General features: G+C 64.7%; 27 protein-coding genes and 1 tRNA gene. 13 read left to right on the top strand and 15 right to left on the bottom strand.

The window, feature by feature from the left end; translation table 11 throughout:
* The first annotated feature begins 72 nt into the window (after window positions 1-72).
* A complete protein-coding gene (locus tag AC1C2O_RS14220; RefSeq protein ID WP_495431745.1) occupies window positions 73-333 on the top strand; it encodes an MmyB family transcriptional regulator in 261 nt (86 codons plus the stop codon).
* Window positions 334-339: 6 nt separating this feature from the next.
* Here AC1C2O_RS14220 and AC1C2O_RS14225 read toward each other — a convergent pair whose 3' ends face one another.
* Together AC1C2O_RS14225 and AC1C2O_RS14230 are read right to left on the bottom strand one after the other, a co-directional pair.
* A complete protein-coding gene (locus AC1C2O_RS14225) occupies window positions 340-1,056 on the bottom strand; it encodes an SDR family NAD(P)-dependent oxidoreductase (RefSeq protein WP_495431091.1) in 717 nt (238 codons plus the stop codon).
* Between the two features lies 1 nt (window position 1,057).
* The gene (locus AC1C2O_RS14230; RefSeq protein WP_495431092.1) at window positions 1,058-1,420 is read right to left on the bottom strand and encodes a cyclophilin-like fold protein; all 363 of its coding nucleotides are present in this window, start codon (window positions 1,418-1,420) and stop codon (window positions 1,058-1,060) included.
* Window positions 1,421-1,566: 146 nt separating this feature from the next.
* Here AC1C2O_RS14230 and AC1C2O_RS14235 point away from each other — a divergent pair, with 146 nt between their 5' ends.
* The 5 genes from AC1C2O_RS14235 to AC1C2O_RS14255 all read left to right on the top strand — a co-directional run bounded on the left by AC1C2O_RS14235 (window position 1,567) and on the right by AC1C2O_RS14255 (window position 5,488).
* Entirely contained in the window at window positions 1,567-2,115 is a 549-nt protein-coding gene (locus tag AC1C2O_RS14235; protein ID WP_495431093.1) for a cyclophilin-like fold protein, read from the top strand.
* A 60-nt stretch (window positions 2,116-2,175) separates the two neighbouring features.
* Window positions 2,176-2,595, top strand: a complete 420-nt coding sequence (locus AC1C2O_RS14240; protein ID WP_495431094.1) for a (R)-mandelonitrile lyase — start codon at window positions 2,176-2,178, stop codon at window positions 2,593-2,595.
* Window positions 2,596-2,632: 37 nt separating this feature from the next.
* Window positions 2,633-3,406: a carboxymuconolactone decarboxylase family protein gene (locus tag AC1C2O_RS14245; RefSeq protein WP_495431095.1), complete on the top strand. Its 774-nt coding sequence runs from the start codon at window positions 2,633-2,635 to the stop codon at window positions 3,404-3,406.
* 116 nt (window positions 3,407-3,522) lie between these two features.
* A complete protein-coding gene (locus AC1C2O_RS14250) occupies window positions 3,523-4,536 on the top strand; it encodes a PQQ-dependent sugar dehydrogenase (RefSeq protein ID WP_495431096.1) in 1,014 nt (337 codons plus the stop codon).
* Window positions 4,537-4,609: 73 nt separating this feature from the next.
* Window positions 4,610-5,488 (top strand): aldo/keto reductase, encoded by an 879-nt coding sequence (locus tag AC1C2O_RS14255; protein ID WP_495431097.1) that lies wholly within the window; start codon window positions 4,610-4,612, stop codon window positions 5,486-5,488.
* A 207-nt stretch (window positions 5,489-5,695) separates the two neighbouring features.
* On the opposite strand, the gene AC1C2O_RS14260 is transcribed toward AC1C2O_RS14255, so the two are convergent.
* Window positions 5,696-5,766 (bottom strand) — tRNA-Gly (locus tag AC1C2O_RS14260).
* A gap of 51 nt (window positions 5,767-5,817) precedes the next feature.
* Window positions 5,818-7,068, bottom strand: a complete 1,251-nt coding sequence (locus tag AC1C2O_RS14265) for an NAD(P)/FAD-dependent oxidoreductase (protein ID WP_495431098.1) — start codon at window positions 7,066-7,068, stop codon at window positions 5,818-5,820.
* Window positions 7,069-7,199: 131 nt separating this feature from the next.
* Here AC1C2O_RS14265 and AC1C2O_RS14270 point away from each other — a divergent pair, with 131 nt between their 5' ends.
* The 4 genes from AC1C2O_RS14270 to AC1C2O_RS14285 are packed head-to-tail and all read left to right on the top strand — an operon-like array spanning window position 7,200 to window position 9,598.
* Window positions 7,200-7,676, top strand: a complete 477-nt coding sequence (locus AC1C2O_RS14270) for an Lrp/AsnC family transcriptional regulator (protein ID WP_495431099.1) — start codon at window positions 7,200-7,202, stop codon at window positions 7,674-7,676.
* Window positions 7,676-8,353: a GAP family protein gene (locus AC1C2O_RS14275; RefSeq protein ID WP_495431100.1), complete on the top strand. Its 678-nt coding sequence runs from the start codon at window positions 7,676-7,678 to the stop codon at window positions 8,351-8,353. The genes AC1C2O_RS14270 and AC1C2O_RS14275 overlap by 1 nt, the downstream gene beginning before the upstream one ends.
* A gap of 9 nt (window positions 8,354-8,362) precedes the next feature.
* Entirely contained in the window at window positions 8,363-8,968 is a 606-nt protein-coding gene (gene dcd / locus AC1C2O_RS14280; protein ID WP_495431101.1) for a dCTP deaminase, read from the top strand.
* 54 nt (window positions 8,969-9,022) lie between these two features.
* Complete coding sequence (locus tag AC1C2O_RS14285; protein WP_495431102.1) at window positions 9,023-9,598, top strand: hypothetical protein; 576 nt, start codon at window positions 9,023-9,025, stop codon at window positions 9,596-9,598.
* Between the two features lie 122 nt (window positions 9,599-9,720).
* Here the strand turns inward: AC1C2O_RS14285 and AC1C2O_RS14290 are convergent, their stop codons facing one another.
* Window positions 9,721-10,620 (bottom strand): alpha/beta hydrolase, encoded by a 900-nt coding sequence (locus AC1C2O_RS14290; RefSeq protein ID WP_495431103.1) that lies wholly within the window; start codon window positions 10,618-10,620, stop codon window positions 9,721-9,723.
* Window positions 10,621-10,698: 78 nt separating this feature from the next.
* Between AC1C2O_RS14290 and AC1C2O_RS14295 the strand changes: the two genes are divergently transcribed.
* Complete coding sequence (locus tag AC1C2O_RS14295; protein ID WP_495431104.1) at window positions 10,699-11,352, top strand: TetR/AcrR family transcriptional regulator; 654 nt, start codon at window positions 10,699-10,701, stop codon at window positions 11,350-11,352.
* A 66-nt stretch (window positions 11,353-11,418) separates the two neighbouring features.
* On the opposite strand, the gene AC1C2O_RS14300 is transcribed toward AC1C2O_RS14295, so the two are convergent.
* The gene (locus AC1C2O_RS14300) at window positions 11,419-12,270 is read right to left on the bottom strand and encodes a MarR family winged helix-turn-helix transcriptional regulator (RefSeq protein WP_495431105.1); all 852 of its coding nucleotides are present in this window, start codon (window positions 12,268-12,270) and stop codon (window positions 11,419-11,421) included.
* Between the two features lie 89 nt (window positions 12,271-12,359).
* Between AC1C2O_RS14300 and AC1C2O_RS14305 the strand changes: the two genes are divergently transcribed.
* Window positions 12,360-12,914 (top strand): MarR family winged helix-turn-helix transcriptional regulator, encoded by a 555-nt coding sequence (locus tag AC1C2O_RS14305; RefSeq protein WP_495431106.1) that lies wholly within the window; start codon window positions 12,360-12,362, stop codon window positions 12,912-12,914.
* A gap of 82 nt (window positions 12,915-12,996) precedes the next feature.
* On the opposite strand, the gene AC1C2O_RS14310 is transcribed toward AC1C2O_RS14305, so the two are convergent.
* From AC1C2O_RS14310 to AC1C2O_RS14320, 3 genes are all read right to left on the bottom strand, one after another.
* The gene (locus AC1C2O_RS14310; protein WP_495431107.1) at window positions 12,997-14,412 is read right to left on the bottom strand and encodes an MFS transporter; all 1,416 of its coding nucleotides are present in this window, start codon (window positions 14,410-14,412) and stop codon (window positions 12,997-12,999) included.
* A 90-nt stretch (window positions 14,413-14,502) separates the two neighbouring features.
* A complete protein-coding gene (locus AC1C2O_RS14315) occupies window positions 14,503-15,372 on the bottom strand; it encodes a serine protein kinase RIO (RefSeq protein ID WP_495431108.1) in 870 nt (289 codons plus the stop codon).
* Window positions 15,373-15,585: 213 nt separating this feature from the next.
* Entirely contained in the window at window positions 15,586-17,037 is a 1,452-nt protein-coding gene (locus tag AC1C2O_RS14320; RefSeq protein WP_495431109.1) for a nucleobase:cation symporter-2 family protein, read from the bottom strand.
* Between the two features lie 130 nt (window positions 17,038-17,167).
* Between AC1C2O_RS14320 and AC1C2O_RS14325 the strand changes: the two genes are divergently transcribed.
* Complete coding sequence (locus AC1C2O_RS14325) at window positions 17,168-18,352, top strand: MFS transporter (protein ID WP_495431110.1); 1,185 nt, start codon at window positions 17,168-17,170, stop codon at window positions 18,350-18,352.
* Between the two features lie 108 nt (window positions 18,353-18,460).
* Here AC1C2O_RS14325 and AC1C2O_RS14330 read toward each other — a convergent pair whose 3' ends face one another.
* Genes AC1C2O_RS14330 through AC1C2O_RS14355 form a run of 6 tightly spaced genes read right to left on the bottom strand, consistent with a single transcriptional unit; the run spans window position 18,461 to window position 25,170 of the window.
* A complete protein-coding gene (locus AC1C2O_RS14330; protein WP_495431111.1) occupies window positions 18,461-19,378 on the bottom strand; it encodes a helix-turn-helix transcriptional regulator in 918 nt (305 codons plus the stop codon).
* 37 nt (window positions 19,379-19,415) lie between these two features.
* Complete coding sequence (manD, locus tag AC1C2O_RS14335; protein ID WP_495431112.1) at window positions 19,416-20,651, bottom strand: D-mannonate dehydratase ManD; 1,236 nt, start codon at window positions 20,649-20,651, stop codon at window positions 19,416-19,418.
* Window positions 20,652-20,674: 23 nt separating this feature from the next.
* Complete coding sequence (locus tag AC1C2O_RS14340; protein WP_495431113.1) at window positions 20,675-22,201, bottom strand: mannitol dehydrogenase family protein; 1,527 nt, start codon at window positions 22,199-22,201, stop codon at window positions 20,675-20,677.
* On the bottom strand, window positions 22,194-23,117 hold the full coding sequence (locus AC1C2O_RS14345; protein ID WP_495431114.1) for an ABC transporter permease: 924 nt from the start codon (window positions 23,115-23,117) through the stop codon (window positions 22,194-22,196). The genes AC1C2O_RS14340 and AC1C2O_RS14345 overlap by 8 nt, the downstream gene beginning before the upstream one ends.
* Window positions 23,117-24,043 (bottom strand): ABC transporter permease, encoded by a 927-nt coding sequence (locus tag AC1C2O_RS14350; RefSeq protein WP_495431115.1) that lies wholly within the window; start codon window positions 24,041-24,043, stop codon window positions 23,117-23,119. Before AC1C2O_RS14350 ends, AC1C2O_RS14345 begins: the two co-directional genes overlap by 1 nt.
* On the bottom strand, window positions 24,040-25,170 hold the full coding sequence (locus AC1C2O_RS14355) for an ABC transporter ATP-binding protein (RefSeq protein ID WP_495431116.1): 1,131 nt from the start codon (window positions 25,168-25,170) through the stop codon (window positions 24,040-24,042). Before AC1C2O_RS14355 ends, AC1C2O_RS14350 begins: the two co-directional genes overlap by 4 nt.
* Between the last annotated feature and the right edge of the window lie 2 nt (window positions 25,171-25,172).

Below are 25,172 nucleotides of genomic sequence, written 5' to 3' on the forward strand. Positions count from 1 at the left end.
CGTAGTCCGAGTCGATGCGGCCACGTCGATCTTCTGGCATGGAACAAGCTGGGCCGTGCCTTCATGGGCGAGATGATCGCCAGCGCCACGACTTCGCCACCGAACTTCGCGCGATTCATCCTCCTCGAGCGTGTCGCCCCGCCGTTCTATCCCGAATGGGAGGTCGTCGCTCGAGTCAATGTCGCACAACTTCGTACCGTGCGGGACGCGACCCGCACGTGGGCGCCCTTAGCGTGCAACTCACCGTGTTTGCAGCGGAACCCGGCTCCTGACCACGATGCCCTGCACCTCGTTCGGAATGTGCCTGATCGGCACGCGACGCGCTCGAGCTAGCATCGCTCACCGACCCAGCAAGACGCCCGTTTCATGTTCAAGGGTCGCGATAAGGTCGATCTGAAACTGCTCATCGAGGGCCGCTGGACTCGGGCGCTGCGTGTGTTGGTGGTGCCAGTACCCACCCGTGATGGGCGTGACGTCTGGAAGGGTGGCAAGCCGAACCTGCGTCTCGTGCCCGGCGACGAGGTCATCAGGTGCGCCGCGGCCGCCCATCCGGGTGGGTACCCACCCGGGGTCTACGGCGTGACTTGCGGTCTGCGGCCACCCGTTCGCCACCGCCATGCAGAAGGCTGTCACCCATAGCTTCGTGTCGCTATAGCTTGCGGTGCCGCGGATGAGTCGGCTTAGGTCGGTGGATCCGCTGCGGTGCATCGAGCTGCTGAGGTAGATCAGTCGGGCGGGCTTTACCATTTCGGCGGTGAGGATAAACGGAGCGTTCACGTTCACGAGCACCGCATCGGGAGAGTCCAGGACGCCGGCGTTGTGGATGACCGCATCGAACCGGCCGAACGCGTTCGCCTGTGCGGCGACGTCGATCGTCTGAGCTTGGTCGGCAAGGTCGCCAATCACGGTCCCGTGCCATGCGCGTCCGGCGGGAGCCTCGGGTACGCGGCTGGGGGCTCGGCCGTGCACGACCACGTCGTTTCCCTGCAGCGCAAGCTCTTTCGCGGTGCCCAGGCCGAGACCGTCCGAGGATCCGGTGACGAGGATGAGCGCCACTTCAGGATTCCTCGTTGTGCAGGTCGATGCCGACGACAGCACCGTCGGGAATGGTCCGCAGCGCGTCGAGGGGGAGGTCGAAACGACCGAGGCGAATGATTCCGGGCCACCGGCCGACGTGACCGTAATAAAGCACGAGGCCTTTCCTGGGGGAGTAGTAGTTGATTTCGCCTGGTGCGGGTTCGGCGCTGCTTGGGACGCCGTCGACTCGAAGAGCACGAGGGAGGTTGGCGATCTTTTCGACTCCGTTGTAGTCCGAGAAGCTCACTTCCAGTGGCAGCTGAAAGGCAAAATTATCTGCGACGGGGTTGGAGTACAGCTCGCCGTCGAACTGACCGCCGGGGAACCTGAACTGTATACGCATTGCTTTTCCATTCGTCGCTTCCGCGAGCCCCGTACGGAGCCATGTTAGGCCGGGGCGACGGTGTCGGTGTGGATGAGAGGCACCCTGTCGGTACACCTCTCGTCAGGGACTCCCGCGCACGCGGGACGCGAGCGAGAATGATTGAGATGATCAGCCGATCCCGTCTCACACTCCCGCTCGAAGTCGCCGCAGAAGGAGATGCTCGTGTACCGAACTGGACGCACCCAACACGAACATCGAGAGCCGAGCTCTTCGCCACCCCGCTGGCCACTCCGACAACGCCTGAGCCGACGCCGTCGAGGATTGCACCCGTCGAGATACCTGACGAAGTCGTAGGGACGGTGGTGCGGTTCACCTCCGAGCGCGTCAGTATCGATGCGGCGGTCGGGGAAGACAGTCCCGCCGTACGGGACTTCCTCTCGATGCTGCCGGTGCAGGTCCCGTTCGAGGAGTTCAACGGCCGCGAGAAGGTTGGCTACCTGCCGCGGGATCTCAACTATGCCGGATCCACGGGCTCAGAACCGGAGAACGGAGACCTGATCTACTTCACCCCGTGGGGGAACCTCGGCTTCTACTACGACACCGATGGCATTGGGTACTCCGATACCATCCTGCACCTTGGCACCTACAACGCCACCGAAGAACAACTGTCCCTTCTCGACGGCAGCAACGTCACTATCGAGATCAGCAGCTGAGCGGCGAACGAGCGAAGAACCGCGATGATCACCATCGGCCAGATCAAAAAAGGAAAAGCAGTGAACATCGAACCGACCAAGCCAACCTCGAAAAACCCGCCGGAGCAGTTCGCCGGAGACGTGTGGCTCGACATGATCGCCATCCCCCATCAGGGCGAGCAACACATGACCGTCGCTACGGTCCGGTTCGCACCGGGTGCCCGAACCGCCTGGCACTCCCACGCCCGCGGCCAATACCTCCGCGTCACCCAGGGCATCGGACGATTCGGTACGCGTGACGGCAGCATCATCGACGCGCACCCCGGACAGACCATCTACACTCCGCCCGGACAGGAACACTGGCACGCCGCCGGAGACGGCAGCTTCATGGAACACATCGCCATGACCGAGAACGCCGACGACCCCACCACAACCACCACTTGGTTGGAACACATCACCGACGACGACTACAACGGCACCCCTGCCGCCGCAGGCGAGTGAAACCAATACCTCCCCGTTCCGACGAAAGAAGCATGCTGTGACCATCCGTGACGACGCTCGCAATGAGCTCGACATCCTTTTCCCCACCGCATCTCCGACCAGTGATGTTTCCCTCGAGGTGACCGATCCCGAACTCCTCGCCTTCTACCAAGCCTTCGCCTTCGGGGAGACGCTCCAGCATGTCGACCTTGACCGTCGCGACCGGCTCGTCTACCAGCTAGCAGCAACCATCGCCGTCGGAGCGCCGACCGAGTTCCGCACTCTGCTCGGTGCCGCCCTCAACATTGGTGTCACCCCGGTGCAGGTGAAAGAACTGACTTACCAGTCGGTCGCCTACGTCGGCATCGCCCGCGCCATCGACTTCGTGATCGCGATCAACGAGCTCCTCACTGAACGTGGAGTACCACTCCCGCTTCCCGGCCAGTCCACCACCACACCGCAAACGCGGATGGAGAAGGGGCTTGCCGAGCAGAAGGAGATCTTCGGTGCCACCACGATTGACGGGTTGTATACCAGTGCGTCTGCCGATTCGCTGCGATTCCAGGAGTTCCTCTCCGGAAACTGCTTCGGCGACTACTACACGCGCACCGGATTCGATGTGAAACAGCGCGAGCTCATCACCTTCGCCCTGCTCGCAGCGCTCGGCGGTGCAGATAACCAGGTCAAAGGGCACGTCACCGCGAACCTTAACGTTGGCAATACCCGTAGCGACCTGCTCGATGTTCTCACCGTCCTCGTCGCGTACATCGGCTACCCCCGCATGCTCAACGCCCTCGCCCAGGTCAACGCTGCCGCCCCCGCCCAAAGCTGATGAGGCTCGCTCGATCTCGCCGTCGCTCGGCGACCGCAGTCCTTCCCGTTATGGCGTTGGCATTGGGTTTTGCCGGTTGTGCTGCGCCTGAACCTCCATCGACGTCGCCCTCGCCGGTGGCGTCCGCTCCGCCTTCCTTCGCGCCGCTGTCGGATGCTGTACCAACGGAGATGACGAGCGGGCTCGAGTCGCCCTGGTCGATCGTGTTCGTCGGAGACACAGCCCTGGTCAGCGAACGTGACACCGGCCGCATCCTCGAGATCCGCCCAGGCGGTGACACCCGCGAAATCGGAACCGTGCCGGGCATCGAACACGGCGGAGAAGGTGGGCTGCTTGGCCTCGCCATCGATGAGCAGCATGAGCAGCAGCGGCTCTACGCGTATTCGACGGGCGTGGACGGCAATCGCATCCAACGGTTCACCGTCACGGGGGAACCGGGTGCCATCGAGCTGGGTGATGCCGAGACGATCCTCGACGGCCTTCCTGCGGCCGGATACCATAATGGCGGGCGTATCGCCTTCGGGCCTGACGGGATGCTCTATGCCGGAGTAGGTGACGCAGGACAGAGTTCCAACGCCCAAGACCTCGATTCGCTATCGGGCAAGATTCTCCGCATGACGCCCGACGGTGCTGCTCCAGCCGACAACCCGTTCCCCGGAACGCTGGTCTACAGCTACGGTCACCGCAATGTCCAAGGCCTCGGCTGGGCAGACGACGGGACCATGTTTGCCAGCGAATTCGGTCAAAACACCTGGGACGAATTGAACGTCATCGAATCGGGCGGCAACTACGGGTGGCCCGAGGTCGAAGGCGTCGGCGGAGGAGGCGACTTCGTCGACCCGGTGCAGCAATGGGCGCCGGCCGACGCCAGCCCCAGCGGGATCACTGTCATCGGGGACACCGTTTTCATCGCTAATCTCCGTGGTGCAGTGCTCCGCGCCGTGCCCGTCGCGGAACCCAGCACTTTCGTCGACTACTACAGCGGCGAATACGGACGTATCCGCGCCGTTACCTCTGCCCCGGACGGGACTCTCTGGTTCGTCACCGGGAACACGAACAGTCAAGGTGACCCGCAAGATGGCGATGATCGGATCCTCAGTGTCGAACTCGCCGGGAACACACGACCATAGACCGACTCGCGTGAGAATCGACAGGACGCGTCCGAGCAGGACACCCACAACTATGAGAGAGACGGAAGAACCCATGAAGCAGCGCAGTATTGGCACAGTGCAGATCAGCGAGATCGGACTCGGTGGGATGCCGATGTCCGTCGAAGGTCGACCAGACCGGGACCGCTCCATCAGCACCATCCACGCCGCGCTCGACGCCGGGGTGACGTTCATTGACACGGCGGACGCCTATCATCTCGGCGCGGGCAACGTCGGTCATGACGAGACTGGCCACAATGAGACCCTCATCGCAGAAGCCCTCCGCTCCTGGGGCGGGAATGCTGACGGCATCCTGATCGGGACCAAGGGCGGCCACCTGCGCACCTCGGACGGCACCTGGATCCTCGACGGCCGGCCCGGGCACCTCAAAAACGCCGCGAAGGAATCGGCGCTGCGGCTGGGCGTCGATGCCATCGGTCTCTACCAGTACCACCGTCCCGACCCGGATGTCCCATACGAGGAGACCGCGGGCGCGCTCGCGGAGCTGCTCGACGAGGGAGTGATCGTCATGGCAGGGATATCCAACGCAAACCCGGAACAGATCAGAACTGCCAACCGGGTACTCGACGGACGCCTGGCCTCGGTCCAGAACCAGTTCTCGCCAGCATTCCGGACGAGCTTGCCGGAACTCGAGCTGTGCGCCGAACTCGGCATCGCATTCCTCCCCTGGAGTCCACTCGGCGGCATCGGCCGAGCGCGCTCGCTCGGCGATACGTTCGCTCCTTTTGCAGAGCTCGCCCGCCAGCACGAGGTCAGCGCCCAGCAGATCTGTCTCGCCTGGGAGCTGTCACTCTCGCCCACGGTTATCCCAATTCCTGGCGCATCCCGTCCAGCGAGCATTCTGGACTCTGTTCGCGCTTCCGAGATCACGTTGACCACCGACGAGATCTCGATGCTCAACGACGCGTTGTAAACCGGAATTCGGTGTAGTGCGGGTAAGCGCAGGGCGAAAAGGTCCGCTCGCCGTCGCAGGTTCGCCGTCATGAAATCGGGGCGTCTGGCGCGCTACGTCGAAGATACGCAGCCTGCTCGCGTAGGCAAGCAGGGACCAATAGTGCCAACTACCTTGCGAAAGTGCCAACTACGTTGAGAACTCACAGCGGACGCGCGAGTTAATCGGAGGGACTGACGGGAATCGAACCCGCGCTATCTGCTTGGGAAGCAGAAGTTCTACCATTGAACTACAGTCCCGCGGCCTTGCGGCGCCTCGCCAGCATAACAAATAGTTGAGGGCGCGAGACGCTACCGCAGCGGGTTGAACGGCTCGATCGCCGGATGCACCTTTCCGGTGACGATCTGCTCGGCGAGGAGCTTGCCAGTGGCGGGGCCAAGCACGATGCCCCACATTCCGTGGCCGCCCGCGACGTACACGCCCGGCGTGCGCGTCGCGCCCACGATCGGTAGCCCGTCGGGAGTCACCGGCCGCGAGCCCACCCACTCGTCGTGCCGATTGTCGAGATCCACGCCCTGCATCAGAGTGCGTGTCTGGTTGATGATCGCCTGGATGCGACGGGCCTGAAGTGGCTCGTCCGGACCACGAAACTCCATGGTCCCCGCGATCCGGAACCTGCCCTGATACGGCGTGCAAGCGATCCGCTGCGCGGGCAGATAGACCGGATGTGTCGCCGGCTCCTCAGTGTCGACGGTGAAAGAGTAGCCGCGCCCCGCCTGAACCGGAACCCTGACACCCAGCGACCGTGCGAGCTTCGGCATCCATGCCCCGGTCGCGACCACGACCGAATCAGCCGAGAGCCGCTCACCGGATGCGAGAACCACACTCGCCACCGAACCAGCAGATCCAGAAGAACCAGCAACCCCGCCATCCACCCGCACCACCTCGGCATCGGTGCGCAACACCGCCCCGCGCGCGACGACGGCATCCGCCAACGCCTGCACGAACGGCGCCGGCTCGAGGAACCGCTGCTTGTCGAGCCGATACGCGACCTTCACCGCGTCCGAGAGCATCGGCGCAAGCTCGCGCGGATTCTCCAGCCTTTCCAGGGGCACGTCTTGGCCATGCCTGACCACGCCAGCGATCTCTCTGAGGAAGTTCGTCGCATGCCGATCCTCGGTGAACCCGATCACGAACGGGCCCTCCCGTGTCCACGAGTCGACCCCGCCGTCTGTCAATTCATCAAAGGCGGAAAGCGCCAGCTTGTCGATCGGAGTGAGCGCCGCCATCGTGCGATCCCACGCGCGATGCGTGCCGTGCGCGGCGAAACGTCCGAGAAACCCCCAAAGCCCGGCATCCACCCGGAACGGAACATGCAGTGCGGCATCCGGATCAAGCAACGCCTTCGGGCCATACGTCCACAGGCTCGGGTCGGCGAGCGGGATCGCCTTGCCCGGTGTGAGCCAGCCGGCATTTCCCCACGATGAACCCGCGGCGACGCCGGTGCGGTCGAGGACGGTGACCTCGGCGCCGCGCTCCTGCAGATGCCATGCAGTCGCGAGTCCGACCATGCCCGCTCCGATGACGATCGAGTGCGCCATTGCAACCTCCCGAGATGCGACAGATAGGCCCAGGATGGCAGATTCGCCGTCTCATATGGCAGGGTTCGAAAGAATCCTCGCTAAATGCGTAGCACACGCATAAAATCCTCGCAGGAAGAGGAGGATCGACCATGTCCGAGAAGGATTCTTCGCGGTTCGCAGAACTTGACGACATCGACCGCGCCATCCTCATCGAGATCGAGCGCGACGGACGCATTTCCAACACCGAGCTGGCGGCCCGCGTTGGCGTTGCTGAATCGACCTGTCACAAGCGGATGCGCGCGCTGATGAACACCGGGGCGATCGTTGGCTTCCGCGCCGAAATTGACCCAGAAGCCGTCGGCCTACACCTGGAGGCACTCATCGCAATCCGACTGCAGGCGCACGCGCGCGGCAACCTTCACCGCTTCCAGCACTATCTCGAGTCACTAACCGCCACGCGGCGGGTCTACTTCCTCGCCGGTGACCGTGACTTCCTGGTGCACGTCGCCGTCCGCGACGCCCAGGCGCTGCGCGAACTCGTCGCCGACACGATCAGCGTGCGCGAAGAAGTCGCCGGAACCACGACAAACCTCATCTTCGAGCACGCTCCGCGACGGCACAGCTGATGGGCACTCTCATCGGGGAGATGCTCCCGTTCGCCGTCGGCATCGCGATCAGCCCGGTGCCGATCATCGTCGTGATCCTCACGCTTTTAAGCCCCCGTGCCCGCTCGAGCAGCCTGGGTTTCCTGCTCGGCTGGGTGGTCGGCGTCCTTGCGGTGATCGTCGCCCTCACGGTCCTCTCGTCATTACTGCCCGCGCACCAGCAGCATGCGCCGAATCCATGGGAAGGCGCGATCAAGCTGGTCCTGGGCGGGCTGTTGCTGTGGCTGGCTGTCAAGCAATGGCGCAAGCGCACGCACGGCGATGAGAAGCCAGAGCTGCCAGCGTGGATGCAGAAAATCGACACCTTCGGGTTCAGTGACGGCCTGAAGTTCGGGCTTATCCTCTCCATCGCTAACCCGAAGAACGTCATTCTCAGCGCGAGCGTCGGGGTCGACCTTGGCGCCGCCGATCTGAGCTTTGAGCGGCTCATGATCGCCACAGCCGTGTTCGTGCTGATGGCTTCGTCCACCGTCATCATCCCCGTGGTCGCGTTCCTCATCGCCTCCGACCGTATGCATGCACCGTTGGCCGCGCTGCACACCTGGCTGACCCGCGAGAATCACGTCATCATGGCGGTGTTGCTCTTCGTCCTCGGCGCCAATGCCGTCGGCAACGGGGTCGCCGCGATCTGGCCGTAGGCTGGTGCCGTGCTTCTCAGCGACCGCGACATCAAAGCAGAACTCGCCGCCGGCCGGATCGGCCTGTCTCCGCACGAACCGGAGATGATCCAGCCGTCGAGCATCGACGTGCGCCTCGACAGGTACTTCCGCCTGTTCGACAACCACAAGTACCCCTTCATCGACCCAGCCGAGGAGCAACCGGAGCTGACCAGGCTGATCGAGGTCAAGCCGGACGAGCCGTTCATTCTGCACCCCGGCGAGTTCGCACTGGGTGCCACCTTCGAGCAGGTCAGTCTCTCCGACGACATCGCCGCGCGGCTGGAGGGCAAGTCGTCGCTCGGGCGTCTCGGCCTCATCACTCACTCCACGGCGGGCTTCATCGACCCCGGTTTCACCGGTCACGTCACCCTTGAGCTGGCGAACGTCGCGACGCTGCCGATCAAGCTGTGGCCAGGCATGAAGATCGGCCAGCTCTGCTTCTTCCGTCTCTCCTCGCCCACCGAGAACCCCTACGGCTCCGGGCCCTACGGCAACCGCTATCAGGGCCAGCGAGGCCCCACGGCATCGCGTTCATTCCAGAACTTCCACCGCACGAATGTAGGCACGACCGACATCGGATCACTCGGGGCCTGAGCGCCAGGCGTCAGCCAGGCGCCGCGAGCGGGGCGCACACGTAGTATCAAGAGCGTGAGCATCGAAAACACGGAGAATCCGCAAGGTCCCGGCGAGGATGCCACCACCGAGGAGCCCGCCGGCACGTCTGCCGCGCCTGCCTCGCCCCCAGCACCGGGAGTGGAGCCATTCGACGTCCCCGCGCCGGAGACGGTCGACGTCCCGGACGCAGCAGCGGCCATCGACGGATTCGAGGTGCCGCCGCCGCCTACGTTCAGAGTGACCCCGCCCCTTCCCAGTGCCGCGCCGGTCATTCCGCCGGCGCCGTCCGAGAGCGCCGGAGCTGACACAGCGGACGCTCCCGCGCTCCGCAAGCGCAGCACTTGGGCGCCCGACGACACCTGGACCTCGGCATCCGCCCACAAGCAGGAGCTTGTGCCGCCGACCGCTGCGCAGAAAGCCGAGTCACGCGCGGCCGCTTCACGTGCCGCGACGGCGCGCGATGAAGCGACACGGAACTACGTCAGTCCGGCCGCCGGCGGAACAGCCGGGCAAAGCTACCGCGGCTGGACGATCGTGATCTACGGCGGTCTTGCGGTGCTGTTCTTCGGCGCCATCGGCCTCATGGCGTTCCTTGGGGTGCAGGGCTGACATCCGCGGCGGATGCCTCTGCCTGCCTGGCGGGGCGGGCGCGGATCCGGCGACGATCGTCTCGGTCACCTCGCAGTCGGTGGGCCTCGCCACCGAAGGGCCCACGGTCGCAAGATCGTGAATCAGTGCTGTCTCGCACTGCTGATCTGAGCGCGTGCAGCCGGCACTTCAAAAGAGTTCGGTTCGCCGGTCACGAGTGCGCTCACCGCATCGAGTACGTGATCGTCCGATAGCAGCCTGGTGTGCCCAAGCCCGGTCGTGCGGATGAGCCGCGAGCGCCCCGCGTGTGCGGAGTGCAGCCGCAGCGAATCGGTATCCGGCATCCGCTTGTCTTCCCGATCGTGGACGACTAGCAGCTCCGTGGACGGGGGAAGTGGTCGCGCGACGGCGTCGTAGCGTTCGATCGCTGTCGTCTCGCCCAACCTCGCGTAGAAGAGTCGTTCGAATCGCGTCCGGGTCGCGTCGTCGAGACGGAGAATCGCGCTGAACTCCCCGAGGAAGGCTGCGGGGCTTGCCGCGCCGGCGATGACCGCGACTGACGGGATCGCCACGTCATCTCGTGCAATGGCGAGGGCCGCGAGCCCGCCGAAGCAGTGCCCGACGATCGCATCGAATCCGCCGTATCGGCGTGCCAGCTGAGCGCTCGCATCGAGCCAGTCGATGATGTCGGCTCGCCGCCCTTCCGAGGCACCGTGCGCTGGCGCGTCAAAGGACACGACCTGCCACCCGGCGGCGACCAGTTCGCGTGCGATCGGGGCGAGTTGCGATGCACGTCCCTGCCAGCCATGCAGTAGCAGCACGGTGCGATCACCCGCGCCCCAGCGATACGTGGCGATGCTCTGGCCGTGCACCGTCAGATACTCGCGGTGCCCGGCGAGGTCAGTTGCCGCGTCCCTTGCGTGCACCGCGCGTTTCGCGCCGGGACGGAAGAAGGCCCAAAGCGCGAGGCGGGCGGCGATCGCCGGCGAGATTGCTGAGGTGATGCGGATGCTGCGACGTAGCGCCGTGGCAGGAGCGGACATGGTTCCTCAATTCCTGTGAACAATGAATACGTACGATCGTTCGTAGAGTATACGAACGATCGTGCGTACACTAGGGGTGTGGCGGAGAAACTTGTTCAAGACGGCCGGCGGGTGCGCGGTGACGCATCCAGGCGTATCGTTCTGTCAAGCGCGACCGATCTCGCCTCCGTTGATGGTCTCGATGGACTGACGATCGGACGTTTGGCTGGTTCCTCCGGTCACAGCAAGAGCAGCATCGCCACGCTGTTCGGTGGCAAGGAGGGCCTTCAGCTCGCCACGATCGCCGCGGCGAGGGAGATCTTCGTCGACCGGATTATCGTTCCGGCGCGCACCGAACCGCGCGGCCTGCGACGGCTCGCGGCACTGTTGCGAGGTGCGCTGATCTACTCGCGCGATCGAGTGTTTCCCGGAGGTTGCTTCTTCGCCGCGACCGCTGCCGACGTCGACTCCAAGCCGGGGGCAGTGAGCGATGCCGTCCGCGCCGCCACTGCTGATTGGTATGCCTACATCGCGGCGCAGATCGGATTCGCCGTCGAAGCGGGAGAGTTGACGGTCGATGAGGCCGGCGCCGAGCTGCTTGCCTTCCACCTGATCGCGTTGTACGAGGAATCCAACTCGCGCTCATTGCTCATGCGTGATGAGCGACCGTATGCTCTCGCTGCCGCGGGAATGACCGAACGACTTCTCGCGGCTGGCGCCCCATCGGACGTGCGTATCGCGCTCGACGCATGACAATGGCGGATGCCGAAGCATCCGCCATTGATGAGACCGGCCCCGTTTGGGGCCGGCATTTGGTGGTCACTGCGCGTCGCGACCGCGGGTGAATCCGGCGTCGAAGCCGCGCTCGTATGAGCCCTGCGCGAAGCGCGCGAGGTGGGCGCGACCGCGTCCTGTGTGACCTCGGTGTCCGTGCCCTCGTTCTCCGTGCGGGCCGCCACGGTGGCCGTGATCGGCGCCGTGCGCGAACGGGTGTTCGCTGTGCTGGCATCCTTCGTGTCCGCCGGACTCGTCTGAGCCGTGGCCTTCGTGGCCTTCGTGGCCTTCGTGGCCTTCGTTGCCCTCGTTGCCCTCGTGGTCGAAGTGGCGCGGTCCGAATCCGTGGCCGCGTCCTCGGCCGAAGCCGTGGCCTCCGAAGTGGTGGTCTCCGAAGCCGTGGTGCCCGAAATCGCCGCGACGTCCGTGCCGCGCTCCGCCTCCACGGGGGAGCGGCGTGGATTCGTCCCATCCGAACGCGCGGGCGAGCTGCTCGAGCGTGGAGATGGTGGTGGCGAGGTTGTCAGCGGGAACCGCATCGGTGATCTTCGCGCGGATGCCTTCGACGATAGTGCTGAGACGTTCTTTGGCCGCGCGGCCTTCGTCGGTGAGGCTCCAGGTGCCATCGGCATCCGTCACCCAGCCGAGCTCAATCAGACGGCCCAGTTTGTGGGCGGGCACCTTGCGAGGTGGCAACGACAGGTCACTCTTCGCGTGGCCGTTCGGAACGGTGCCGTCGATGACGTTCAGGAGGCGCCACTCGCGGCGCGTGATGCCCTCTGCGTCGAAGGCGGAGGCGAACTCGGCCGCCATCAGGCGATCGACGGCCTTGAGCCAGAATCCGAACGGGCGGTTGTTTTCAGTGTGGTCGTTCTCATCAGTGTTGATGGAGTTCATGGAGAAAGTCCTTTGGTTGTAACTGTACATGTATATGTAGTGTGACATGCAATCTGGATGCATGTCAAGTCGCATGTAAAATCAAACGTGTGAGCACTGAGAATCCCGATCCGGCCGAGATGATCGCACAAGCCTTGTCGCGCCTGCGTGGGCGGCGGATGCACGGCCGCGGCCACGGCGGACCGCACGGGACGCGCAGCGACCTCATCGGCGACCTTCATGGTCATGGCGCAGGGCACGGCGAGCATCCGCGTGGCACTCGCGGGATTGTCCCCCCACCGTGGGCGGGCGGGCCAGGCGGACGCCTGGGCGGACCGGCCTGGATGCGGATGTTGGAGGCTCTCGCCGCGGCATCCGAACCGCTCAGCGTCAGTGCGCTCGGCGAGGCAGTCGGCGTTGATCAGCCTCGTGCGTCGCGCCTGGTGCAACAGGGCGTTCAGCGCGGACTCGTGCAGCGTGAGGCCGACCCCGATGACGCGCGCCGCACGCGCATCGCGCTTACTGATGAAGGACGCAAGATCACGCGCGGTATGCGTGGTGAGCGACGGCAGGTGTTGTCGCGTGCGCTCGAATCATTCACCGAGGACGAGAGCCGCGAGCTCGCGCGTCTACTGTCGAAGCTCGCCGACAACTGGGAGAGCTGAGCGGTTTCCGCATCCGACCGTGGCGTCGTCTCACATAACGTGCGGATGCGAGCCGTCCCACCCACAAGTAGTGTGACGCGGCTCAGCGCACCGGCGTCGCCTTGATGGGAAGCAGCAGCAGAAATCCGGCGAGCAATACGATCATGATGCCGAGGATGCCGAACGTGGTTGACCCGGTGAGTACGATGAGTAGCGTCCACGCACCGGATGCCATCCAGCTCGCTGCGCGTCCGGTCGTGGCGTAGAGACCGAAGATCTCGCCCTCGCGTCCGGCCGGAGTCACGCGTGCGAGGAATGACCGGGATGCCGCCTGGGCGGGGCCCACGAACGCGCACAGCAGCAGGCCGCCGACCCAGAACACGATGGATCCGGCATCCGCCAGGAAGAACACGGCGAGACCTGCGATCACCATCGCGCCGAGCGCGACCAGGATGATCCGCTTTGGCCCGAAACGGTCGTCGAGGTTGCCGGCGATGATAGTCGAGATGCCGGCGATGAGGTTGGCGGCAATGCCGAAGACCACGATCTCGAGGAACTCGAAGTCGAACACCTGAGCGGCGATGATCGCGCCGAATGCGAAGACACCGCCGAGCCCGTCACGGAACACGGCGCTCGCCAGCAGGAACCAGAAGGTCGGGCGGGTTTCGGGGGACCGGTAGAGCTGGATGACGTCCTTGGTGAGCAGTACATAGGAACGGAAGAAGCCGACCTTGCGCTCGGGACGGCCGAGCGAGGGCTCTGGCACGTTGAGGAAGATCGGGATGCTGAAGATGATCGCCCAGATCGCGCATCCGACCGCGATCAGGCGGAAGGGCAGCCCGTCCTCGGTGGGCAGGCCGAACCAGCCCGACGCGTAGAAGACGACGACGATGACGAGGGCGATGATGCCGCCGATGTAGCCGAAGCCCCAGCCGAGGCCGGAGATCTTTCCGACAGTCTTGGGGTTCGCGATGCCGATCAGCATGGCGTTCGAGTTCACCGCTGCGATCTCGCCGAACACCGATCCGGCTGAGATCAATGCGACACCGAGCCAGAACAGCGCTGGTGTCGGCTCAACGAACCACAGACCGAACATGCACAGGATGAGAGCGCCGGTGCCGATTCCGAGCCAGAGCTTCTGGCGTCCGGCCGCATCCGCACGCTGCCCGAGCACGGGAGCGAACAGCAGGATCGCGAATGCCGCGATCGTAGAACCGAGCCCCAGGCCGGATGCGAGGTCGGCCTCGGCCGCCTTGTACACCGCACCGTCTGGATCGAGTGCTGCGATCTCCGGCGGCATGAACGCATCGGTCGTCAGGTACATCGCTGCGAAGATGAACGTCAGGATGACCGTGTTGAAGGGTTGCGTCGCCCAGTCCCACAGCGCCCACGAGTAGATCTGCTTCTTCGGCGCCGGGGTCTCGCCGCGCAGGTCCAGACCGATCACGCCGACGGCGCCGCTGTTTGCGATCGCCGACGGCTGTGGCGGTGTCGAGTCGGGCTTGTCGGGTGCGCTCATGCTTCGAAGTCTGGCCAAGACTTGTGAACACCCGGTAACGGCGCGCCGCTGCGCTCATGGACGAGGTCGCAGGTGGCGAACACGTCATCATCACCCGAACGATTCCGCCATCAGCTCAGCGAAGAGTTCCTCGGCGTCGCACTCCACCCGGTGTCGGGCGAACCAGTCGCAGATGTTGACGCAATCGCGGTGCAGTAAATCGAGCCCCTGCGGGTTCGCGATGATGTCGACGATCTGCGGCAGATCGATCACGCGCACCTGGCCGTCGTGCACGAGCAGGTTATAGGCAGACAGGTCGCCGTGGGCGAAACCTGCACGGGCGAAGACGCGCATGATTTGGACGATCTGCGCGTAGTAGTCCGCAAGCAGGCGGCGGTCGCCGCGTTCCTGGGCAAGTCGGGGAGCGGCCGTGGCATCCGTCCCGATGAACTCCATCAGCACCTCCGATCCGTTCACCTGCACGGGATAGGGCACCGGTGCTCCGAGCTCCCACATCCGGCTGAGGGCGTTGAACTCGGCGAACGACCATTCGGCAGCTGCCACTTCGCGACCGAACGCCGTCTTCTTCGCGAGAGCCCGGCCGTCGCGCGAATTCTGCACGCGTCGTCCCTCGGTGTACACGGTGGAGCGATGGAATGTGCGGTGCTCGGTGCTGCGGTACCGCTTCGCAGCCAGCAAGGTGCGTCGACTTGGATCCTCGGGGACGGCGCGTTCGATAAGGAAGACGTCTGCTTCTTTACCGGTCTTGAGGATGCCGAGTTCGGTGTCGATCGCGCCGGCAGACGTCACGACCCATGTCGGCCACGGCTCGGGGCCGCGCTCGGACGGAGTGATGGCTGGCCACGTGGACCAGCGCTGGTCTTCGCCAGGTTCGATTTCGGAGAAGGACAGAGATTCAGAGAAGGACAGGGAATCAGGAAAGGACAGGGATGCGTGTGAAGACGCAAAAGGATCAGTCACGGTGGTTGCTCCGGAAGGGGAGGCCACACGCGGATCAGGAGCGGGAGGCCTCGAGGGGAAGGTGGTCGGCGGCAGGCGGCGCGACAGAGACAACGTTCATGTCACAGCTCCCTTCGCTCGAATTCCTTCCGGGGCATTCCCGGACCACTTCACAATACCCATTCCTCGCCCAGCGCGCACGCATTCTCGGTGCCAAGACGGGGACGGAGGGTTTCAGCGGACTGGGATCTCGTTGTCGTCGGCATCCTTCAGACGGCCAGCGCTGTAGTGGTCGCCCTCTCTCAGAATGGCAAGGAGTTCTTGCGGGATGTCCCGGAACGCGGGCACCGAGATCGCTTCTTCGTCGACGGCTCGCCGTCGCTTCAGGACGTGGTGGAAGAAGATGTTCAGCAGCAGCGCCATCATCGTCGTCGAGCTGATCGACGATTGGAAGATGACAGAGAACCATGCCGGGAACGCCGCGTATACCGTCGGGACCACCAGCGGCAGCAGTCCGAAGCCGAGCGCGACCGCGATGATGATGAGGTTCAGGCTGTCGCGGTAGTCGACCTTGGCCAGCGTCGCGATGCCGCTGGCTGCGACGGAGCCGAACAGTACGATGCCGACACCGCCGAGTACCGGCGTGGGGATGGCGGCGACCACGCGTCCGAGGACGGGCAGGATGCCGAGCACGACAAGGATCACGCCACCAGCGGCGACGACGTATCGGCTCTTGACCTTGGTGATGGCGACGAGTCCGACGTTCTGAGCGAAGGCGCTCTGGGTGAAGGAGTTGAAGATCGGAGACACGGCGCTGGAGAGCATGTCTGCCCGAAGGCCCGCAGCGATGCGCTTGGAGTCGACCTTGGTGCCGACGACCTCGCTGACAGCCAGCAGATCGGCGGTGGTCTCAGTGAACGTGACCAGCACCACGATCAACATCGAGAGGATCGCGGCGACGTTGAAGGTCGGCATCCCGAAGGCGAAGGGTGTGGGAAGTGCGACGATTGGGCCCTCGGCGACCGAGGAGAAGTCCGCTACGCCGATGATTGCGGCGAACACCGTGCCTAGAACGAGCGCGATGAGGATGCTGAGGCGGGAGATCGTCGGCGTGCCGAACTTCGTCAGCAGCACGATCAGCAGAAGTGCGAAGGCAGCAAGGCCGAGGTTGGCGACCGAGCCGTAGTCGTCGGCAGTGGCATCGCCGCCCATTGCCCAACCTGCAGCGACCGGCAGGAGCGAGAGCCCGATCGAGACGATCACGGTGCCGGTGACGACCGGAGGGAAGAAGCGAACGATCATCGCGAACGCGGGTGCGAGCAGCAGCCCGATCACGGAAGAGACCATCACCGCACCCATGACGGCAGGCAGTCCACCCTCCGTCATGATCGCGATCATTGTCGCGATGCCAGAGAACGAGACGCCCTGCACCAGCGGCAGCTTGGACCCGAAGAATGGCAGCCCCAGAGTCTGCAGGATGGTGGCGAGTCCGCCGACGAACAGCGCGCACGCGACCAGCACCCCGATCTCGGGCTGCGAAAGCCCACCGGCCTGACCCATCACCAGGGGAGGAGCGATGATGCCGCCGTACATCGTCAGCACATGCTGGAGTCCATAGGCGAAACTCGGAGCGATGCCGAGTTTTTCGTCTTCGGGGCGCGGTGCAGCTGATTTCGCTTTGGTCATGAGTGGGAGCCTTCGAGAGAGAATGGGCGACACTCGACGATATCTGGTGCGCCGCGTGCTCCGGACGAACGGTCGGATGCGGCGGACGACTGATCGGGCGAGGCATCCGTCTGCCTGCGATCGTAGAAGCATGACAACAACCGCGCCCGTCCCCGTCGCTGCCGCCACCGAGCGGATTCGCTACGGCGCCCTCATCGTCTTGATGATGATGGGGTTCCTGCTTGTCACCGCGGAATTCCTGCCGAATGGCCTGCTGACAGAGATGGCCGTCGGCCTCGGCATCACACCAGGGCAGGCAGGGCAGACCGTCACCGTCACGGCACTGGTCGGGCTGATCGTGGCGCCGACCGTCGGGCTCGTCTTCCCCCGGGTTGATCGTCGGTCGTTGTTGATTTGGATGGCTCTTGCCGCTGCCGTCTCGAACCTCATCGTCGCGATCGCGCCGAACCTGGTCATCATCCTTCTCGCACGGTTCCTGCTCGGCGCGGCCATCAGCACCTTCTGGGCGATGTCGATCACCGTAGCCGTGCGCATCGCCGGCCCCGAGCGCCTCGGACGCGCGGTGATGTTCACTTCCGCAGGGGTGTCGCTCGCCACAGTGGCAGGCGTTCCGCTCGGTGTCATGCTCGCCGAGATCATGGACTGGCGTGCGGTGTTCGCGCTCGCCGGAGTCGTCACCGGCCTGCTCGCGATCGCGCTGCGCACGCTGCTGCCGGCGGTGCCCGCAGCGCAGGTCTCCAGCATCCGAATCCTGGTCGATACGTTCCGCCGCCCGGGTGTCGGGCTGGGACTGGTCGGGCATATGTCGGTCGTGCTTGGACACTTCCTCGCCTACACCTATATCCGTCTTGCACTGGAGCGGATGCCGGACATCGATGCCGGAACAATTGTGCTGCTGCTCGCGGTCTTCGGCGTCGGCGGTCTGATCGGCAACATCGTCATCGGTCTCATCGTCGATCGCTCCTTCGCGTTCTTCGCGGTGCTGGCACCGGTGGTCATCGCGGTGGCGGTCGGAGGGGCCATCCTGCTGGCTGGTTCCGTGCTCGCGATCGGCGTTGTCGTCTTCGTCTGGGGATTCTTCTTCGCCTCGTGGCTGATCGTCGTGAACACCTGGGTCGGTCACCGAATGCCCGACCGGCTCGAGGCGGGCGGCAGCCTGGTTGTCGTTGGATTCCAGGCCGCGATCATGATCGCGGCGGGGGTCGGCGGTCTCCTCGTCGACAACGTCGGGATCGAACTCGTCTACGTGCTGGGTGCCGCTGCACTCCTCGTCGGCGCGGCGCTGTTCGGGGCGTCGAATCGGGTGCGTCGCTGAGGCGCACAGCGCTTCGGCGTTCACAACTTCGCAGAGAACGTGCGTTCTGCGAGGTTCTTGGCACTCAGCCCCGGATTCTGCGGTGTCTTTGCGAAGTTATGAACCCCGCTAGGCGGGAACGGGGGCCAGCTGGCCCGCGCGCCACGACGATGGAGTCATTCCGGTCGCGCGGCGGAACGCCCGACTGAAGCCCTCGTCCGAGGTGTAACCCAGCAGACGGGAAACGTCCGAGACGGCGCGACCAGCGGTCAGCAACTCTTTGGCTGACCGCATGCGCACCTCAGTGACGTAGTTGGCGGGCGAGCGACCGATGGCCTCGTGGAATCGCTCGGCGAACACTGAACGCGACATCGCACTGACATTCGCGAGTGCCGCCACAGTCCATTCCCGGCCGGGCTGTTCGTGGATGGCCTCGACGACTCGATCCAGGAAAGGATCACCTGAGCGGGACGGCCAGCCGGCGGGCGCGCAGCCATTCTCGGCCCAGGCGCGGATGACCGACAGCAGCACTGTCGTCGCCATCATGCGGCAGATGACCGGGTTGCCCGAACGCAGCGCGTGATCGTCCGGCCCGGCCGGACCCAGGTTGCGGGCCAGGGCGGCAGCCGCGGGTTCGAGTCCTGCGAAGTCGGTGACGGTGACGAACTCGGGCAACACGTCGCGGAGGATGTGTGCGGTCTCGGTCACCTGCAGTTCAGCGATCATCAGCGATGCGCCGTGCGCGGACTGCAGAACGATGGGTTGGCGTCCGAGGGTCAGGAAGGCATCGCCCTCGGCAAGTAAGTCCTGTGCTGCGTTCGGCGAGAGCGCGACCGAACGAGCTGTGCGATCGACATCGAACGAGCACGCCTGCGCGAGCGGAGGGTGCCCGTGCACGGAGCCGCCTGCGACGAAGACAAGCCAGACTGAGCCAGCTGTGAGAGGGGCAGTGGCGCCGGCCTCCAGAGTGACTCGCCGCGCAACGCCGAGGCGCACGTCCACAGACGAGAGCACCCTCTCTAGCGACGCCGCATCGATCACTGTCATGCTTGTGCGCAACGACGCGGCGCGACTGATTATTCCGTCACCAGTCGTGAACTGTCCCGTCGGCAAGCCTGTTGAACGGCAGGTACGCCTGCTCGTATGGGTACTTTCCGGCCTCGTCCACATCCAGCGTGACGCCGAGTCCTGGCTGCTCACCCGGGTGCAGGAGGCCGTCCTTCCACGTGAAGGACTGTGCGAAGACGCTGTTCGTCTTGGCGCTGTGCGGCATGAATTCCTGGATGCCGAAGTTGTGGATCGCAAGGCCGAGGTGCATCGCGGCGGCCATGCCTACGGGGGAGATGTCGGTCGGCCCGTGCATCCCTGACTTGATCTGGTACTGGGCGGCGAAGTCGAGAATGCGCCGCAGATGTGTGATGCCTCCGGTGTGCGTGACCGAGCTGCGCACGTAGTCGATCAACTGTTCGCGGATCAACTCCTGGTAGTCCCAGACACCGTTGAATACCTCTCCGATCGCGAGTGGCGTGGTCGTGTGCTGGCGCACGAGACGCAGTGCCTCCTGGTTCTCGGCGGGAGTGCAGTCCTCAAGCCAGAACAGGTCGTAGGGCTCGAGACTCTTGCCCAGCGACGCTGCCTGGATCGGTGTCATCCGGTGATGCCCGTCGTGCAGCAGCGGCAGCTCGGGGCCGAACTCTGCCCGGACCGCCTCGAACACTGTCGGGACGTGGCGGAGGTACGCGCGGGTGTCCCAGTCCTCTTCCGCCGGATACGCACCACGTGACGCCGGTTCGTACTCCTGGCTGCGCACCCCGTCGGTGACCGTGACGTCGTGCGGTACACCGTAGACCGCCCGCACCCCTGGCACGGCGGTCTGCACGCGGATTGCTCGGAATCCACGCTCCAGATGGTGACGGATGCTGTCGAAGAGCTCTTCGGTGTCATTGCCCGAGGCGTGCCCGTATGCGAGCAGGCCCTTACGCGATGCGCCGCCCAGCAGCTGATACAGCGGCATCCCCGCGGCCTGAGCCTTCAGATCCCACAGGGCGACATCGACGGCGGAGATCGCGGTCATCGTCACCGGACCCCGCCGCCAGTAGGCGCCGCGGTAGAGGAACTGCCAGGTGTCCTCGATCCGGTGCGCGTCGCGCCCGATGAGGAGCGGGACGACGTGCTCCTGCAGATAGGCGACGACAGAGTGCTCACGCCCGTTCAGGGTGGCGTCTCCGAGGCCGATCAATCCCTCGTCCGTCGTCAGCCGCAGAGTGACGAAGTTTCGGGAGGGGCTCGTGACGATGACTTCGGCGCGTTCGATGATCATGGTGTTCCCTGGGTGGATGCCGGTCAGAATACCCGGACGGCGGTGAGGGTGTGGACGGTGTCGAGTGCTTCCCGCACCGCATCGCGAAAGGCGGATGACTCTCGCACCGCCGCCGGGAAGATGGCATCGAGCGCGAACAGTTCGTCGATCACGGCATCCGGCGCACTGTGGACTCGGCCGCTGACGATCTCGGTGAGCAGCGGGGCGAGCGGATCGTCGAGCCTGCCGTCTGCCGACCGGAGGTCGATATAGGCGATCCAAGATGCGACAACAAGCGCGATCGAGTGCGGAATGTGCCCAGTGGCGAGGCGCTCCGCGGCCGGATCGAGCAACCGGATCGGCAGTTTGTGCGACGTGTCGCTGGCGACCTGCCGCGTCGTATGCGCCAGTGCGGGATTCGCGAAACGGTCCAGCGTCTCGTGGCAGTATTCGAGCAGATCGAGTCCAGGCACTGGGTCAAGCGTCGGCAGGACATCGTCGGTCAGCATCCGCAGCGCAGCCTCGCGCAGGCGAACATCGCTCACCGCCTCTGCAATCGTGGTGTGACCACATACCGAACCAAGCAGTGCAAGCAGCGTGTGCGAAGCATTGAGCACCCTCAGTTTGATCCGCTCGTAGGGCCTGACATCGTCGGTCAACACGGCACCAGCGAGCTCCCAACGCGGGTGGGGTCCGGCAAAATCGTCTTCGATGATCCACTGCCGGTAAGGTTCGGCGACGACGAGGCCCTCGTCGTATAGTCCCGAGACTTCGGCGGCGCGTGCCCGGTCGGCTTCCGTCGTGGCCGGCGTGATCCGATCGACCATGGTCGAGGGGAAACGTGCGTGGGCGTCGATCCAGCGGCGCAGCTCGCGTGCCTGATCGACATCAGCGCCCGCACCGTCCACGGCATCGATCACGAGCCGCCGCACGAGCGGTCCGTTCTCGGGAAGGTTGTCGCAGCACACCACCGTGAGCGGCCGACCGCTGTGATTACTCGTTGCAATTTGGCTGCGCCGTGCGAGGCCAGCGACGAGCAGTCCAAGGGGAGTGCTCGGTGCCGGTTCGTGCCGCCCGTCGATCGCTGCAGCGATGGCAGGCAGGTCGGCCTGCACCGCCGCGGCCGACAGATTGAGCCCACCGGTGGCGCTTCGGTGGTAGCCCTTCTCGGTGATCGTCAGCGTGACCACGTGCGTGCTTGCCGCCGCGATCGCCTCGACCACGCGCCCGCCTTCGACCCGCGGATCGGCGACGTCGAGCATCGTCCCGACGATGCGCAACGACTCGCCCTCTGCATTCCGCGACAGCACACCGAACAACCCATCCTGCGGCGCGAGTTGCTTGATGGCGGCGTCGCTGCGGCCGGCGACTCCAAGAATTCCCCAGTGCCTGTCGCCTGTCGCAGCCGCCGCATCCTCGGTGAACACTGCCTGATGCGAGCGCAGGAACGCGCCCAGCCCGAGGTGCACGATCCCGACCTGCGATGGCCGCTCGGCCACGACAAGATCCGGGTGATGCAGTGCGGCGATGCTTAGAGCAGAAGGCGTCAGTCGAGGTGTGCCCTCAGTCATCCCGTGCATCCTTGACCTGCGCGACCAACTGTGTCGGGTTGATGAAGCGGAGGGCAATCACGAGGATCACCAGCATCATCACCGTGTACATCACGCCCATCGACGAGATCAGCGCACGCGCCTCACCACCGCCGGCACTTGTCATCGCGCGATAGATCGAGACGACGAGGGTGTCGGATGCGGGACCTGAGACCAGGAACGTCAGCTCGAACATACCGACCGTTCGCACCAGCACCAGGATTGCCGAGGCGAGGATGCCTGGCACGAGCAGCGGGGCGAGAATCCGGACGAAGATCTGGCGTGTGCTCGCGCCGCACATGCGCGCGGCGTTCTCGATTGACGGATTGATCTGCTCGATGAACGGCGTCATCGTGATGATTACGAACGGGATCGACGGCACCAGATTCACCAGGATCACCGCGAGTAGCGTGCGACCTAACCCGAAGTTGTACATCACCGTCGCCAGCGGAATGCCGAACGTGATCGGCGGGATCAGAATCGGTAGCAGGAACAACAGCATGACCAGGCGCTTGCCGGGGAAATTGCTGCGGGCCAGCACATACGATGCCGGAACTCCCACCAGTACCGAGATCACGATCACCGTGAGGGCGACGACGAGGGTATTCAGGATGATGTTGCCCAGATCGAACCGTGTCCACGCTGCGGCGTACCACTCGGTGGTGAACATCTCCGGCAGCCACGAGTTGAACCAGGACTTGCCGAATGAGTCGACGAGAACGCTGAGGACGATTCCGAACAGGAAGATGAAGAACGCCGCGATGCCCGCCCAGACGAACCAGGTCGAGGGGGCCGCGGCCAGCGACTTCTCCCCTGGGGGACGCTTCGCCCTGCGGGCGCTGGAGACGTCGACGGCTTCGGTGACGGGGTCGGTCGTGGCCTCGATAACGGTGGTCATCAGCCTTTGCCTCCGGTTGATCCTTTGTAGAGAAAGGAGCGGCCGAGGAACACGATCGCCACGACGACCAGTTCCACACCACCCATCATGACGGCGATCGTGGAGGCCATGCTGTAGTCCAGTTGCTCCGCGAATGCTCGGTAGGCCATCAGTGCCAGCACCCGGGATTCACCGGCGGCGTCACCGACGAGGCGGGCGGACGGGAAGACGCTGAACGCGAGCACGAAGGTCAGGATGAAGGTCGTCGCAAGCCCCGGTGCGAGCAGGGGGAAGATGATGCGACGGAACCGCTGCCACCACCCGGCTCCCAGCGTCTTCGCCGCTGCCTCCAGTGAGGGGTCGATGCCGGAGAGGTAGGACGAGATCAGCAGATAGGCGAAGGGGAAGCCGGAGATCACCAGGGAGAAGAACACCCCGAGGTTGTTACCGACAAGTTCGAGTGGCTCTGAAATGATTCCGAGCTCGAGGAGTGTGCGGTTCAACCAGCCCTGTCGACCGGCAAAGATCAGCAGACCTTGCGCAGTGAGCACCGTGCCGAGCGTGATCGGCAGCACCAGCAGCGTCTGCAGTGTGCGCTTGCCTGTGAACCGGCGTCGCAGCTTGTAGGCGATCGGTATGGAGATGATGACGTTGAAGAGTGCAGCGGGCACCGCGATCCGCAGTGTGTTCCCGACCGATTCGAAGATGAAGCTGTCTCGGAAGAACGCGACATAGTTCGCAAAGATCCCGCCTCCCCATTGCTCCTGCGTCTGCGGTAGCGGCTGCACAGTGAGCCCGAGACCATACGCAAAGGGGTAGATGAACAGTGCCAGAGCGAACAGCACCGAGGGCAGCAGAAGCAGCAGTTTCAGGTCGATGCCACGTTCGGCGAGGCGGTGTCGCAGGCTTGAACGGGTCGAGTCTGCACGCGGAGTGGTTGTGGTCACACCAGCACCTCGGAGGAGCGCGATGCTGCATGATCGCCGGGTAAGGCATCCAGCTCTGCGGGGAAGACGAGAACAGATGCTGCGCGCACGCCAACGGTGACCTGGTCGCCGGTGCGCGGAGCGTGCTCGGTCTGCGCGAACAGATTCAGGCCCTCGGCTGACGTGAGACCGGAGGCGAACTCGCGGCCTTGGTACTCGACGAGGTTGATGGTGGCCTGGATGCTGTTGACCTCGCCGGGTGTGCCGTCCAGCGAGAGGTCGGACGGACGTATCGCGACGCGCACCTGGTCGCCTGCGGCGATCGTGCCGACGGTGCGACCCACGAGCCGGATGCCGTGGCCGCTGACGTGCGCTAGTTCTCCGTCGATACGATCCACGGTGAGATCGAGCAGATTGCGATAGCCCATGAAGTCGGCCACATGCCAGTTCGCCGGGTGGTCGTGGAGTTCCTCTGGCGTGCCGATCTGCTGCACGCGTCCGTCGCGCAGAACCACGAGGCGGTCGGCCATCGATAGGGCTTCCTCCTGGTCGTGGGTGACATAGACGGTGGTGAGTCCGAGGGTCTGGTGCAGACGGCGGATCTCGGCGCGCATCTCGAGTCGCAGCTTCGCGTCGAGATTCGACAGCGGCTCGTCCATCAGCACGAGCCGCGGCTCGAGAGCGACGGCGCGAGCGATGGCGACGCGCTGCTGCTGACCGCCGGACAGCTGGCCCGGCAACTTCTTGGCGTGCTCCTGGAGCTTCACCAGCGCAAGGGCCTCGTCGACACGGCGGCGAATCTCGTCGCGGGGAAGCTTGCGCATCTGCAGGCCGAAGGCGATGTTCTTCGACACCGACATGTGCGGGAAAAGTGCGTAGTTCTGGAACACCATGCCGAAGTCGCGCTTTTCGCTGGGCAGGGTGTCGACGCGTTGGCCGTCGATGAGGATCTTGCCCTCGGTGAGGGGCAGGAGTCCGGCGAGACAGTTCAGAGCGGTGGATTTGCCGCAACCCGACGGCCCGAGCAGAGCGATGAACTCGCCTGCCCGGATCGTCAGGTTGAGATCCGCCAGCGCCGCGCGGCCGCCGAAGCTGCGGCCGACGTGCGCGAGTTCGAGTGACTCGAACGAATGCGGAGAGAGGGGCATGT

The sequence above is a fragment of the Microbacterium sp. Y355 genome, assembly GCF_059445345.1.

Bases quoted from the DNA above. Each gene is read 5' to 3' on its own strand.
- AC1C2O_RS14220 (WP_495431745.1), top strand. From the start codon at position 73: ATGATCGCCAGCGCCACGACTTCGCCACCGAACTTCGCGCGATTCATC.
- AC1C2O_RS14230 (WP_495431092.1), bottom strand. From the start codon at position 1,420: ATGCGTATACAGTTCAGGTTCCCCGGCGGTCAGTTCGACGGCGAGCTG.
- AC1C2O_RS14235 (WP_495431093.1), top strand. From the start codon at position 1,567: ATGATCAGCCGATCCCGTCTCACACTCCCGCTCGAAGTCGCCGCAGAA.
- AC1C2O_RS14255 (WP_495431097.1), top strand. From the start codon at position 4,610: ATGAAGCAGCGCAGTATTGGCACAGTGCAGATCAGCGAGATCGGACTC.
- AC1C2O_RS14265 (WP_495431098.1), bottom strand. From the start codon at position 7,068: ATGGCGCACTCGATCGTCATCGGAGCGGGCATGGTCGGACTCGCGACT.
- AC1C2O_RS14270 (WP_495431099.1), top strand. From the start codon at position 7,200: ATGTCCGAGAAGGATTCTTCGCGGTTCGCAGAACTTGACGACATCGAC.
- AC1C2O_RS14275 (WP_495431100.1), top strand. From the start codon at position 7,676: ATGGGCACTCTCATCGGGGAGATGCTCCCGTTCGCCGTCGGCATCGCG.
- AC1C2O_RS14290 (WP_495431103.1), bottom strand. From the start codon at position 10,620: ATGTCCGCTCCTGCCACGGCGCTACGTCGCAGCATCCGCATCACCTCA.
- AC1C2O_RS14300 (WP_495431105.1), bottom strand. From the start codon at position 12,270: ATGAACTCCATCAACACTGATGAGAACGACCACACTGAAAACAACCGC.
- AC1C2O_RS14310 (WP_495431107.1), bottom strand. From the start codon at position 14,412: ATGAGCGCACCCGACAAGCCCGACTCGACACCGCCACAGCCGTCGGCG.
- AC1C2O_RS14320 (WP_495431109.1), bottom strand. From the start codon at position 17,037: ATGACCAAAGCGAAATCAGCTGCACCGCGCCCCGAAGACGAAAAACTC.
- AC1C2O_RS14325 (WP_495431110.1), top strand. From the start codon at position 17,168: ATGACAACAACCGCGCCCGTCCCCGTCGCTGCCGCCACCGAGCGGATT.
- AC1C2O_RS14330 (WP_495431111.1), bottom strand. From the start codon at position 19,378: ATGACAGTGATCGATGCGGCGTCGCTAGAGAGGGTGCTCTCGTCTGTG.
- manD (WP_495431112.1), bottom strand. From the start codon at position 20,651: ATGATCATCGAACGCGCCGAAGTCATCGTCACGAGCCCCTCCCGAAAC.
- AC1C2O_RS14340 (WP_495431113.1), bottom strand. From the start codon at position 22,201: ATGACTGAGGGCACACCTCGACTGACGCCTTCTGCTCTAAGCATCGCC.
- AC1C2O_RS14345 (WP_495431114.1), bottom strand. From the start codon at position 23,117: ATGACCACCGTTATCGAGGCCACGACCGACCCCGTCACCGAAGCCGTC.
- AC1C2O_RS14355 (WP_495431116.1), bottom strand. From the start codon at position 25,170: ATGCCCCTCTCTCCGCATTCGTTCGAGTCACTCGAACTCGCGCACGTC.